This window comes from Spirosoma profusum, from assembly GCF_014699005.1.
Taxonomy (GTDB): domain Bacteria; phylum Bacteroidota; class Bacteroidia; order Cytophagales; family Spirosomataceae; genus Spirosoma; species Spirosoma profusum.
Genome location: NZ_JACWZY010000076.1, coordinates 1 through 13700, shown reverse-complemented (window position 1 = coordinate 13700; position 13700 = coordinate 1). Strand labels below are relative to the sequence as shown.

11 protein-coding genes are annotated in these 13700 nt (G+C 48.1%); 4 read left to right on the top strand and 7 right to left on the bottom strand.

The annotated features are described in order from the left end of the window. Positions 1-307 precede the first annotated feature (307 nt). Positions 308-1348, top strand: a complete 1041-nt coding sequence (locus tag IC229_RS34985; protein WP_190893665.1) for a uroporphyrinogen decarboxylase family protein — start codon at positions 308-310, stop codon at positions 1346-1348. Positions 1349-1382: 34 nt separating this feature from the next. On the opposite strand, the gene IC229_RS34980 is transcribed toward IC229_RS34985, so the two are convergent. From IC229_RS34980 to IC229_RS34965, 4 genes are all read right to left on the bottom strand, one after another. Continuing rightward, positions 1383-2510: an LLM class flavin-dependent oxidoreductase gene (locus tag IC229_RS34980; protein WP_190893663.1), complete on the bottom strand. Its 1128-nt coding sequence runs from the start codon at positions 2508-2510 to the stop codon at positions 1383-1385. Positions 2511-2768: 258 nt separating this feature from the next. Then, entirely contained in the window at positions 2769-3176 is a 408-nt protein-coding gene (locus IC229_RS34975; protein ID WP_190893661.1) for a hypothetical protein, read from the bottom strand. 44 nt (positions 3177-3220) lie between these two features. Beyond that, entirely contained in the window at positions 3221-4519 is a 1299-nt protein-coding gene (locus IC229_RS34970) for an APC family permease (RefSeq protein WP_190893659.1), read from the bottom strand. 132 nt (positions 4520-4651) lie between these two features. Beyond that, positions 4652-4981 (bottom strand): ArsR/SmtB family transcription factor, encoded by a 330-nt coding sequence (locus tag IC229_RS34965; protein WP_190893658.1) that lies wholly within the window; start codon positions 4979-4981, stop codon positions 4652-4654. Between the two features lie 208 nt (positions 4982-5189). Here IC229_RS34965 and IC229_RS34960 point away from each other — a divergent pair, with 208 nt between their 5' ends. The 3 genes from IC229_RS34960 to IC229_RS34950 are packed head-to-tail and all read left to right on the top strand — an operon-like array spanning position 5190 to position 10765. After that, positions 5190-6281: an efflux RND transporter periplasmic adaptor subunit gene (locus IC229_RS34960; RefSeq protein ID WP_190893656.1), complete on the top strand. Its 1092-nt coding sequence runs from the start codon at positions 5190-5192 to the stop codon at positions 6279-6281. Positions 6282-6329: 48 nt separating this feature from the next. Further along, a complete protein-coding gene (locus IC229_RS34955) occupies positions 6330-9398 on the top strand; it encodes an efflux RND transporter permease subunit (RefSeq protein ID WP_190893654.1) in 3069 nt (1022 codons plus the stop codon). A gap of 23 nt (positions 9399-9421) precedes the next feature. Beyond that, positions 9422-10765, top strand: a complete 1344-nt coding sequence (locus IC229_RS34950) for a TolC family protein (RefSeq protein WP_190893652.1) — start codon at positions 9422-9424, stop codon at positions 10763-10765. A gap of 193 nt (positions 10766-10958) precedes the next feature. Here IC229_RS34950 and IC229_RS34945 read toward each other — a convergent pair whose 3' ends face one another. From IC229_RS34945 to IC229_RS34935, 3 genes are read right to left on the bottom strand one after another with little or no spacing between them, the layout of a single operon-like run. Continuing rightward, on the bottom strand, positions 10959-12104 hold the full coding sequence (locus tag IC229_RS34945; RefSeq protein WP_190893650.1) for a chromate transporter: 1146 nt from the start codon (positions 12102-12104) through the stop codon (positions 10959-10961). A gap of 9 nt (positions 12105-12113) precedes the next feature. Continuing rightward, positions 12114-12701 (bottom strand): hypothetical protein, encoded by a 588-nt coding sequence (locus IC229_RS34940; protein ID WP_223834403.1) that lies wholly within the window; start codon positions 12699-12701, stop codon positions 12114-12116. 45 nt (positions 12702-12746) lie between these two features. Continuing rightward, on the bottom strand, positions 12747-13604 hold the full coding sequence (locus IC229_RS34935) for a chromate resistance protein ChrB domain-containing protein (protein WP_190893648.1): 858 nt from the start codon (positions 13602-13604) through the stop codon (positions 12747-12749). Positions 13605-13700 lie beyond the last annotated feature (96 nt).

Here is a 13700-nt window from a genome sequence, read left to right as displayed (position 1 = left end):
TAAGTACTGGCAGTATAACTCGCGAGTTGTTGTCATCTCAAAAATTAACCATTTTTATCTGTCTGCGAAAGTCCTATTTATATTGATTTACATAAGCCGTATGAGGAGGTAGCGGCTCGGTTCAATCAGAACGGAATTCGGATTGGACGAGTATTTACCCCATACAACACCTGGATTCGAATAACCATTGGTCTGCCTGAGGAAAACAGCAAAGCGCAGGCCGTTGTCAGCCAGATTTGGGCGTCGAAATAGACAGGCTTAAGGCAGCAGAGGGTGATTTGTTTTATGTACTTAATCTAAAAACGAAATGAAAGAGCCAGAAATTAAACTATTGGACCGACGTGAGTTTATCGGTTTATCCGCACTAGCAGCGACTACTATAGGTCATGTATCGAAAGGCTTTGCTCGGCCTGTTACAACCGCTCCGTCGAAGCGCGATCTAATGCTACAGGTGCTCGTATATTCCGGCGGGTTTTTTTTGCATTTCCCCGCTGAACAACGTACCGGAGATGCAGCTATTAAAGCCCACCTCGACTATTTTCGGGCAACGGGTATGGATTTCGTGAAAATACAGTTTGAGCAAAGCTATCCAAAGGCTTTGGACGTGAAAACGGCTGCCGATTGGGCCAAGATACCGGTTCTCAAAGAAGAGTGGTTTGAGCCCAGTTTATATATTATCAAGGGGTTGGTTAAGGCCGCTAAATCGCAGGCATTGATCTTGCCAACCATGTATTCACCGTATCAAATGGCTAAACAGGCCGTTCCGAAAGAAACGCTACTCAAACACGTACAGGAAGACCCCGAAGCGGTAAGCCGGGGTATGGAAAATGTTACGCTTTCGGTTATGAACTATGTACGAGCGGCTGTACGGGCTGGAGTGGATGGTTTCTATACCTGTTCGCAGGGTGGAGAAGCAAGCGCCGTAGCTGATCGGGTCCAGTTCAATCGGGTAATCAAGAATTTTGATATGATGATTCAGAAGGAAGTAGCCCAGCTTACACCGTTCAATATTCTGCACGTTTGCGACTACGAAGGAGCTTATGCCGAATTCGGGTCTCGTTTTCAGGGTTACCCTGGCCAGATTGTGAATGTTCCGCTGGCAGCAGAAGGTAAACCCTTGTCGCTTTCCCAGGCTACCAATCTATTTAAACGTCCGGTAATGGGTGGCCTGGATCGGCACGGCGTTTTATCGACTGGTTCACCCACTGATGTAAAGAAAGAAGTGGAGCGAGTTTTGCAGGATGCCCCAGCAAAACTTATCCTGGGTGCCAATTGTACGGTACGTACTGATATTCCCTTAGCGAATCTACAGACCGCGATTCAAACGGCTCACCAGTTTCGGACGTAACAACTGCTACGTTACGTTCATGAATTAAACAGGGTTAAGCAGGAATGCGTCCCTGCAATCGGGCCAGCGATGCATTGGGTAATCGGGGAAGGACTAAGCGGGCAAACCATTCTGCTTCTTCGATCAGGGGATAACCAGAGAAAATGAAAGCCCGCATGCCCATATCAACGTAGCGGTTAATTTTTTCAACGATTTGATCGGCACTACCCACCAAAGCGCCACCCGCTCCTGACCGGGTTTTGCCAATATCGGTCCACAGAAGGGGCTCTACGTATCCTTCCGTATCAGCATGTTCCCGGAGTTCATTTTGACGTAGCACGCCCAGTGACCACGAACTTTGCGACGCATTTTTTAAGGCCGCTCCACGTACCGGATCAAACTTTGACATAATGTGGCGCGACCAGGCACGAGCTTCGGCTTCTGTTTCGCGGACGATGACATGAATACGTAACCCAAAATCAACTTTCCGGCCGTAGCGAGCTGCCCGCTCTGAAACATCCTGCATGTTGGCATAGAGTAATTCTTCCGTTTCGGGCCACATCAGAAAAACATCGCAGTAGCGGGCACAAACATCCCGAGCGCCGGGTGAAGTCCCTCCAAAATAGAACAGAGGGCCGCCGTTCTGCTGATAAGGTTTGACGGGATCAGTTGATAAGAAAATTTTACCGTAAACCAGGCCATCATGCTCGATACGCTCTTCGGTCCAGGCTTGTTTGAGAATCTGGATGGTTTCGGCGCAACGCTGATAACGTAACACCCCTTCTTCGCGGTAGCCCGGTAAATCAGAATTAATAATATTGATCGTCAGTCGCCCTTTTAACATGTGGTCCAGCGAGGCCAATGTTCGAGCCAGCATCGGTGGATGCATTTCGCCACAACGAATAGCCGTTAACAAACTGATTTGGCGTAGGTCGTTCGCAACACCTGCCGCGAAGGGAATGACCTCCTGACCAGTCATATAGGAGGTTGGTAGCAGCAGATTGCTGAATCCCAATCGATCAGCGGTTAAGGCAATATTTCGGCAGTGAGCAAACGTACTACGTTCGGGATCGCGGATGCTTAGGAATTCAGTATCCTCTCCGCAGAGGTCGGAAAACCAGGCAACTTCACACACACGTTCGGTAGTTCGGGCAGGTACTGGTTCAATCGGTTGATGAAGCATGTACTATAAGTAGCTGTTTAAATTAGAGAAATCGTCGCGTAGTGACCTAATGTTTATAGAAGTAGAATGTTGTTAAATAGATCCCCGTCGCGTAGCGACCGAACAAAACTACGCTAATCGAATAATCGATAATCGGTTTGGTCGCTACGCGACGGAGCTTAGAAGAAGCAATTTGGCTACAAGTATTAGGTCGCTACGCGACGATTTCTCTAACTCAAAAAGTCCCAATAGACAGTATAGAAACGGTAAATTAGTTAATCAATGAATGCTAAAGACGTAGCGTTCGAACTTATCCAGCAACGTAGTCATGTGGGCCTGAACCTGCTTAAACTCCTCCGATTGATCGAGAACTGCTACGTCTTTCTGACGGGCTTCCGGCGAAGGGTATTCACATTCCCAAATCACGAATGGCCCTCCGGTACCGTTCAGCTTTTTAAGTACCCGACCTTTTGGTAATCCCAGTTTGCTACGTACCTCGGAAGCATGAAGCCGCCATTTATAAACCTCATCTTCCTTGCCCGGTTTGGGATAATAGTGATTTTGCACCAGAATAGTATCAGCTACCTGGGCTGCTACGTTACCAGAAATGCCTGACAGTAACACAACTAGAAAAACGCTACGTATCAACGGGTAAAAACCATTTGTTTTCGATTTGGCAGCAGTCATGATTCGTATAGGAAAATAGGTTGAACTAGTGATTAATACGTTAGTTAATCAGTCCGCTGTTGTCGGCGCAACACTATAAAAATAACCAGTCCCAAAGCACCGGCAATGGCAGCATCCCGCGCTTCACGGAGCGAACTGTTGCTCAGTAGCCACCCGCAAAGTAATACCGCTGCTGCTGAAATCAGGCTACCTCCTGCTACGTTAAATTGGGCCACTGGTGCTCCAGTACGCCGGCGAAGTATGGGTAAAGCAGCACAGGTTAAGGCAAAATAAGTCAAACGAATGAGCGTACTGAGGGTTAGGGCATACAGAAATGTTCCCGTCAGGGCGAGTACCAGTTGTAACGTAGCGGTGATTACTATTGCTCTATAGGGCGTTCGAAAACGAGGGTGAGTAGCGGCAAGCCAGCCCGGCAACTGTTGCTGTTCGGCCATGGCAAACAATAGTCTGGGGCCAGTCAGCATTAGCGCATGCAACGTACCGAGTGCCGTAAGTAGCGCTACTAACGTAACGGAAACAGCACCGGATGACCCTAGAAATTGTGCAGCCGCATCGGCCAATGGGCGCTCTGAATGGGCTAAATCGGGTAACGTACCAATGCAGACGATCTGTACGGACATAAATAACACCGCTACGGTACCAATCGACACTAGTAGCGATAGAGGTACCGTCCGCTGTGGCTGCTGCACCTCTCCCGACGGGATGGCCGCTACGTCGAAACCGGAGAACGTGAAAATCAAGAGTAAAACGGCCTGTGAAAAGGATGAATAGCCGGGCAGATCAGGGAATTTAAACGCAGCTGAGTCGATAAAAAACAGCCCCCCAAAAGCAAACAGGCCAATTAGCAGCAACTTGCTAAGTGTAAATATAGTATTTACTCGTGCTGACTGTTTTACGCCAATGTAGTTAATGCTGGCTAGGCTAGTAACCAGTAACGTGATTAACGTAGCACGCTTCCATCCATCAGCCAGTGGTGGATGAAAAATGGCCGCGTAGCTGACGAATAGATTGCATATAGAGGCAAATGCCGCCATCCGGGAGAGCCAGAACAACCAACCCACTTCAAAGCCAACAAGTGGACCAAAAGCCATCCGTGTGTATAGATAGGGGCCACCTGTACCGCTAAATCGGCTGCTCACTTCAGCAAAGCAAAGAATGATGAGCGTAACGACAATTGCACTAATGCCATAAGCCAGTAAACTCCAGGTTCCAACCAAGGCATACACCTTTGCAGGAAGCCCTAAGATGCCTGCACCGATGGTTATATTGATAATCAGCGCAATAAAGTCGAATCGTCGAATGGCCCGGAGGAGGGGAGCTGAGGAAGTAGAAGACGGGCTCAATCCTTTATTTTGAATATCGATCGTTGAGAAGCAGATTATGCGTCGCCGTCGGTCTAGCTTTGGCAACCTAACCAGGCAGTGTCTTTAAAAAGAAAGAATGCCAACCCATCATTCATTTAACCAGAAATTTTGCTACGCTTGCTCAGTAACCTCAATGTTTTTAGCTGATTTCAGCACTGAGTTTAAAACACCCGGAAATTTCTGCTCCAGTTCATCAGAACGTAGCGAAATCAGGCTTTGGGTACCATACGGTCGTATATGAATAATCCCAGCCTCGCGCAACACCCGGATATGATGCGACATGGTCGACTTGGCGACTGGAGTCGGTATAGCGCCACAAGACTGTTCGCAGGCAGCCTGAGCCACACATTGCACATAATTTAACCGTACGGGGTCACTAAGCGCGTGGAGGACACCCGTCAATGTGATCTGGTCAGCGGTGGGATGTTGGTACTGTTTCATGAGTTAAAGCCATCTGCCAACTGCTTCATCAGGCTTCTGATTAATGAAGTAGCTACAGTATTTGCCAACACAACAATGTGGCCAGTTAAAAAAATTCAATAGTTTTTTCAGAATTGAGAAACCATCTGCAAGGTCATCTTGTTCGACAACCATAAAACAAGATTAGTTCGATAATCGTAGAACAATAAAACAATATAACTTGATAAAAATGAAAACGCTCAACTTTCGAACGCAGTCGCTGATTGCCGGCCTGATCGTCTTAACAATCGCCCTATTTTTTGTCACACCAAAATTATTTTCTAACAAACCAACCTCATCCAACAGCAGTAAGCTTTCGTCTTCAACATCACCAAACGAAAACAAAGTAGCTACCGATGCTTTTGTTGTAAAACGCGAAACCATCACCGACGAACTACAAACGACCGGAACTATTCAGGCCAATCAAGAGGTCGATCTGGTCAGTGAAGTGGCTCGTAAGCTAGTCCGGGTTTATGCTCGGGAAGGTAGCTACGTAAGCCAGGGTACGTTGCTCTACAAGTTAGACGACGCCGATCTACTCGCTAAAAAACACAAAATAGCGCTCCAGGAAAAGTTGGCTAAACTCGATGAAAAACGCTTCCGAGAACTATTGGCAACGGAAGCGATCAATCAGCAGGAATATGATAAAGTACTGACTAACCTGAACGTATTACAGGCTGAAATAGCCATGATTGACGTAGACCTGGTTAAAACGGAGATTCGGGCACCATTCGCGGGTAAATTAGGTCTGAAGCGCGTCGATGTTGGCGCTTACGTAACACCATCAACAGTACTGAGTTCAATTGATGATATTAGTCGGGTAGAGGTGACCTTCACGATTCCCGAAAAATACGCGTCGGAGGTTCGCCCGGGTCAAGCCATTCATTTTACGACCGAAAACAGTAGCCGCCCGTTTTTGGCGAAGGTTACAGCTACTGAACCAAAGATGGAAGCTAATACCCGGAGCTTATTGGTAAAGGCCATTAGCGACAATAAAGGCGGTAAACTGGTGCCTGGTTCTTCGGCTAAGATTGCGTTTGCCCTGCACGTAGCACAAGACGGTATCCTGGTACCGACGCAAGCCTTGATTCCTAATGCCAAAGGGTACTCCTTATTCAGAATTAAAAACGGAAAAGCCGAGCGACGGGAAGTAAAAACCGGAAACCGAACCAAAGGAACCGTACAGATTCTGGAAGGTCTGGCCATCGGCGATACCGTTTTGACAACCAATTTACTACGTTTAGACACAGGTGTACCGGTGACGACATCTACTATCGAATAACGCTCTATCCGCGCAATTCACCTTGTCTTTGTTTTAAAATACGCCATCATGAGTTTATCGGGAATTAGTATTCAGCGGCCAGTGCTGGCCGGGGTACTCTCTGTATTGATTATACTTTTTGGGTTCGTCGGGCTTACCTACCTCGGTATTCGCGAATACCCGGTTACGGATTCGCCAATCGTTACGATTACCACGACCTATCCGGGTGCCAGTCCCGACGTAATCGCCTATCAGATTACCAAACCCCTGGAAGAGGCCATTGGGGAAGCCAACGGCATTCGGACTATCTCGTCCGTATCGCGGGAAGCAGCCAGTGTGATTACGGTTGAATTTAACCTTAATGCGGATCTGGAAGCAGCCGCCAATGACGTGCGGGATAAGGTAACAAAAGCCCGTCGACTGCTGCCCGGTGACGTTGATCCGCCCATCGTAGAAAAAGCGAACAGTGGCGACATTGTCATTTTCATGGCGGTGGAAAGCAAAACCCGCAGCATTCTGGAAGTAAGCAACATTGCCTCTACGGTTATCAAAGAGCGAATGCAGACCATTCCGGGTGTGAAACGGGTTGGTATTGCCGGCGAGAAAAAATATGCCATGCGGCTACGCATCGATCCAGCCAAGTTAGCGGCTTATCAACTCACTCCTTCGGACATTGAACGGGCACTACGTAACGAAAACGTGGATTTGCCCTCGGGCCGGATTGAAGGCGACCGTAATGAACTGACGGTTCGAACGCTGGGTCGATTGACGAAAGAAGGCGATTTCAACAACATGATCGTCAAGCAGGAAGGAAACAGTATTATTCGATTCCGGGATATTGGCTACGCTGAGCTGGGGGCGGAGAACGAACGAACAGCTATCCTGAACAGCCTGAAGGGAAACTCCCCGGTAATCGGTGTATTTGTTGAGCCCCAGCGGGGAGCGAACGCCGTTGCCATTGCCGATGAGTTTTACGCACGACTCAAGGAACTGCGCAAAGAAATTCCCGCCGACTACGAGCTAACCATCGGGAAAGACTTTACTGAGCCGATCCGTGATTCCATTTCGGAAGTGGAAGAAACGCTATTCGTTGCGTTTGGGCTGGTCATTCTGATTCTGTTTCTTTTCCTGCGCGACTGGCGGTCGACAATCATCCCAGTTGTGGCTATTCCGGTGTCCATTGTGTCGGCTTTCTTCATCATGTACATCGCTGGCTATTCGATCAATATCCTGACGTTGCTGGCACTCGTACTGGCGATTGGTCTGGTAGTCGATGATGCCATCGTGGTCCTGGAGAATATTTACGCCAAAGTGGAAGAAGGCATGTCGCCGTTGCAGGCTGCGTTCAAAGGGTCGTCGGAAATCTACTTTGCTGTTATATCGACTACCATTACGTTAGCCGCCGTTTTTCTGCCCATTCTGTTCCTGCCAGGTATTACAGGAAAGCTTTTTCAGGAGTTCGCGGTAGTTGTAGCCGGTTCAGTGCTGGTATCGGCGTTTGTGGCCCTGACACTGTCGCCGATGATGAGCGCGTACCTACTGAAACGGCATGACAAGCCCAACTGGCTGTATCGAAAGACAGAACCTTATTTCCTGGCGTTGAATCGGGGCTACGAACGGTCGCTGGCCGGGTTCATGCGCTACCGCTGGATTGCCTTCCCCACCCTGATCGTTACGTTCGGACTCATCTATTTTATTGGCAAACAACTGCCTTCGGAGCTAGCCCCGCTGGAAGACCGTTCGCAGATCAGTCTGGCCGTTGTTGCGCCGGAAGGGTCTTCGTATGAGTATACAGAGAAGTATATGAATGAGATCGCCAAATTCTCGGTCGATTCGACGCCGGGGTTGTTCCAGACGTATTCGATTCTGGCCCTGACGTTTGGCCCACCGGCTCCGGTGAACGTAGCGATTCAGAATACATTCCTCAAAAAAGCCGATCAACGTAACACGACCCAGGCCGATGTCTTTGCGACCTACGCCCGAAACATCCAGAATTTTCGGGGCGTCATGGTTTTCCCGGTGCAACCGCCGACCATCGGGAGTCGATTCGGACAAGCTCAGCCTGTTCAGTACGTCTTGCAGGGACAGAATCTGGCAGCTATTACCGCCGTGTTGCCGAAGTTCATGGCCGAAGCGAGCAAAAGCCCGATTCTTCGATTTGCTGATTCGGATCTGAAGGTCAATAAACCAGAATTGGTGCTTCAGATAAATCGTGACAAAGCGGCTGAGTTGGGTATCTCTGTTGCTGAGATTGCCCGGAGCCTGCAACTGGCGTTGAGTGGTCAGCGGTACGGCTATTTTATCTATAACGACCGCCAGTACGAGGTAATTGGTCAGTTGCAAAAACAGGATCGCGATACGCCGTATGATTTGAAAGCGATGTTTGTGCGGACCCGAACGGGAGACGTTGTGGCGCTGGATAATCTGGTTTCGTTCAAGGAAAGCATTAGCCCCGCAGCCATTTATCGGTACGATCAATCCATTTCGGCGACCGTTTCGGCGGGATTAGCCCCCGGTTTCACAATCGGCGATGGCGTAGCAGAAATGAACCGCATTGCCAAGTTGGTTTTGCCACCAACGATCAAAACGTCGCTGGCGGGGGAATCACGTGACTATTCCGAAAGTTCGTCGAGTTTGCTGTTTGCATTCGTGTTCGCGCTGGTACTGATCTATCTGGTGCTGGCTGCCCAGTTTGAAAGTTTGATTGATCCGTTTATCATCCTGTTGACTGTACCAATGGCGATGACCGGTGCCCTGCTGAGTCTGTGGTTGTTTGGCCAGACGCTGAATATTTTCAGCCAGATCGGGATCATTACACTCATTGGTTTAATTACGAAAAACGGTATCCTGATTGTTGAGTTTGCCAACCAGCAAAAAGAAGAAGGGTTGAGCACACTTGAAGCCGCCAAAGTTGCAGCAGCCTCCCGATTCCGGCCCATTCTGATGACCAGCCTCGCGATGATTTTCGGTACGATTCCAATCGCGCTGACTGTAAACAGTCGAAACTCACTCGGAACGGTTATTGTCGGCGGCTTACTGTTCGCTGGTTTGCTCACGCTCTATATCATCCCAGCGGTGTATTCATATTTCTCACGGGTTCCCAAGAAAAAAGCCGAAGAGCTGGAACTGGTTGCGTGATTTTCTTTCCTCATCATACAATTATGAAATACTTACCTAATATCGTCGGCTTACTGCTGACGCTTCTTCCCTTGCTTGGCACGATGGTGCAGGCTCAAGTTCGCCAACTGACGATGGAAAATGCTGTTAAACTGGCAATCGACAAAAATCGCGACTTGCAGGTAGCCACACTGGAAACCTCGAAAGCAACTCAAAAAGTGCAGGAAGCCCGGGGCTATGGGTTGCCAACTGTGGCCGCTTCGGCACAGTATCTGTATTATTTCAACAAACAGGTTTCGTTCCTCCCCGGTAGCTTTGTCGGGCTAGGCGAGGACCAGCTAGCTATGTTCCGGGTCGGAGGCTCTAATACGTTCTTAGGTGGAGTGGCGGTATCCCAACCGCTGTTTCAGGCCAGCGTTCGCTCAGGTATTAAAGCGGCACAGATTGATGGGCTAGCCACGGATCAGGCGCTGGCGGATGTTCGGGCAACTGTTGTTACCGACGTAAAGAAGGCGTATCTGGACGTACTGATCACCCAGGAACAGCTTCGGTTGCATCAACAGAGTATCGCCCGAAATGAGCAGGCGTTGAAAGATTCTCGTTCACTGCTGGCACAAGGACGAGCTTCACGCGTTGATACGTTACGTGCTTACGTAACACTCGAAAACCTGCGGCCTACGCTCATTCAGTTGACGAACCGAATTGGTATTACGAAAACGGTGCTGAAACGTACCGTGGGATTGGACGAGCGGGAAGGGATTGAACTCCAGGATTCACTACGTTACGACGATGCTTTATTCGTCTCACCAAGTACCGATGCTTTTCTCGATGCAATACAGGCACGGCCCGACGTGCGTCGAGTGGAATTAGTTGAACAACTAAACCGGGAGCAAATTGCGCTACAGACTGCTGAAAAGCAGCCGAAGCTAGCTGCGATTGGCCTGGTACAATCTCAGTCACAGGCCAATAATTTTCGACTGGGTGATTACCAATGGCCAGTAAGCTCATACCTGGGCTTGCAACTCAATGTTCCGATTTTCACTGGCTTTCGAACGAATTCACGTATTCAACAGGCGCATATAACCCGTCAGCAAAGCGAAACGCAGTTAGCCAATCTGAAGGAGATCGTACGGGCGCAGGTGAAAATAAGCCTGGCAAACGTGCAGGAAGCCCGACTACGTATCCAAACCCAGCAACAGACGATTTCCGTTGCCGAATTAGGGTATCGGATCGTCCGGGACCGCTGGAAACAGGGTATTTCTTCCCGATTAGAACTAACAGATGCGGAACTTTCGCTTACCCAGGCAAAGTCAAATTATCTCCAGGCTGTGTACGATTATCTAACTGCGGCTGTCGACTTAGACAAGGTGTTAGGTCGAATTAAGTGACGCAGAAGTTATAACTGGGCTTGACCAATGTTAAAATTGAGACTTGTTTCCAGGCCGAACAAACTTGGTTTCGTCTGTATTGCAGTAATCATTCGAAAGATGACTTAAGCTGTTGCCCAAGGCTAATCACCTAACTAGATATGAATAACAGAGTCCTTCCTGTTCGAAATCTACACTTTATAAGAATTAGATCTTATGTAATGTAACGTAGCATCAAACCAAGAATCGCAGCCCCACCAATAAGATATAATTCGGACAGTTTTTTATACCGGTAGAGTAGCCAAAGAGTAGATAAGGCGATTAATATAGCGGGTAAATCCACCAACTGCCGTCGTGCTAATACAACGACGGCTCCGGCTATCGCTCCTACAGCAGCTATGGTAATACCATCCACGATGGCCTTTACGCTTGGATGCTTCCCCCAACGTTTAAAATAAGGTGCTGGCAGTACCGTAAACAAATAACAGGGTAGAAATGTGGCTAAGGCTGCTATGCAGGCTCCTGAGAATCCCGCTACTAAATAGCCAATAAAGGCAACGGTAATTACCACCGGACCCGGCGTAATCATAGCTACTGCTACCGCATCCAGAAACTCTTGTTCGCTTAGCCAGCCATACTCTTTAACGACTCCACCATAGAGAAAAGGCACAATAGCCAATCCGCTGCCGAAAACAAAAGCTCCTGCTTTCATAAAAAAGAAAGCCAGTTTCCACAGCATTGAATCGAAAGGCAATGAAAGTACCTGAAGCAAAAAGGGAGCATAACTATTGCCTGCCTCAGTGCGAATATGTCCCTTTGTCTTGATGAACCAATAAATACCACCCGACAAAAATACCAACCATACTAACTCCTGTTCGACAATGGCTGTAGCCAAGGCCGAAACCGTAAAGAGAATCCAGCCTAAGGCATCTGTACTCACCGTTTTTAGGGTCAGTTTATAGGTGCCGATAGCAATAATGCCAATCACAGCAGCACCAATTCCGTAAAAAATAGCCTGCATCCAGGGCAAGCCATTAAACCGGACATAGGTCCAACTTACCCCTAACACCATCAGAAAGGAGGGCAACACAAAGGCTAATCCAGCTAAGGTGGCTCCCACAACCCCATGATGGACGTAACCTAGATAAATGGCTAATTGAGCGGCTAATGGGCCAGGTGCTAATTGCGCCAGGGCTATACCTTCCCGGTAGTCCTCTTCCGAGATCCATTGGCGTTCTATCACCAAGTCCCGGTGCATCGCACTGACAAGAGCGGGCGGTCCTCCGAACCCAACTGTGCCTAAGCGCAGGAAATAACGTATCAGATCCGTTTGGGTATACAAAACAGGAGATGGTTCCATCTTGGAGCATTAAAAGACGATACCAAATTGAAAACCAACCGTGAACGAAGCGCCACGATCGTTGCCAAAACGTACCGGTAGTGGTACGGCGACAAAATAACTATTGGTTGAACCTTTTCGAACAATTTTATTGAGTACGGGGGTGAATCCATAGCGTCCCGATGTCTCAAAGGCCAACCGGGTGGCCAGTGTATAATCTTTACCCAGGTTTACTAATACACCGGGATGAAACAGTACGTTGGTTACTTTACTGGTTCCATGTTCAGCACGGACAAGCGGAACTACTTCCACACTGAAACCAAGTTGTTTGGTTTTCCACAGATTCAATCCAATCGGAAACCCAACTGCATAATAGCGATCAAAATTGGTTTCGGTTCCTGTGTCATTCCAGGTAACGAGTGGATGCAGCACGCCCAGGTAGCCAACCATTCGCGGATATATAGGTGCACTTGGTGGTGATGCTGGTAGCTGAGCAAACACCTTGACCGACTGTGCTATAATCAGCAACAAAGTAAAATAGAAGCGAATGGAGACTACGTTGAAAGGTAGCCGGACAAGTAGAACGCAGTGAGGTTTTTCCATCGAATGTGTATCCATTTTGCAAGGATACGCCCACGATTTGACCTAAAAATAGAACGCATTTTACCTGTTTGTATCTGCTTTACGTTTGGGATTATTTTTTCGGTAATCTGAAGGGTTTTGGCCCATCGTTTTTTTGAATATACGGGTAAAGTGGCTTTGATCGGAGAAACCCGTTAGATAGGCAATTTCAGTTAACGTATAAGTGGTTGTTCCCAGTAATTGTAAGGCTTTCTCAATACGGAGTTTACGGATGTATTCGCCAAAGGAAAGGTCATCGAAGTAGCGTGCAAACGTGCGCGAAACGTAGGCTGGATTGACATCCAAACTTTCTGATAAGTCATTTAAGCTTAGTGAAAGATTCGTATCAATTTGATCCTGAATCAAGCCTTTTAACTCATGTACCCAGATTGGTGGATTTCGCTTGCCGGTCGGTTTAAGATAAGCTTGTAAGACCGCCAATAGTAGCTGTTCGGTAGGGCTTTGAGTATGTTTGACGGCTTGGAGATGTTTAGCCCAACTATATAGGGCATCATAGAGAATTATGCCCTGGTTGAGCAATTGTTGATCATCCTGAATATTAAAGGCAAGCCCTGCTGAAATGGCCCATAGCCCCGCCGACTGTGCCGCTAACCCATGATTATCGGTATCCGCACCGCGAACAATGGGAGCCATTGCTTGTAAGGCTAAGTCTGTAAGATTATGTTTTTGAAGAAAATAATCGAATGTGCATCGATCCTCATAATGAGTGTATTCGACACTTGGCACATCGAAAGGAGTTGCATTCAGGGCTTGAGCTTGACGGAGCACCTGATCTTCCGGCACAAAAATGATAGTGGCCTCGTGGTCAATGAATCGTTTAATGAGCCACGGGCAAGCTAGGCGGTCAATCTTGGGTCGTTCACGAGTGATCCAATTCATAGCACGAACTTACAGTATAGCTAGTGTTTCTTAAAGACTAAGTAGTGGGGTATAACTTGTGCAGCCTGACTCGGGCCTCTTTGGTGGTAAATTGCC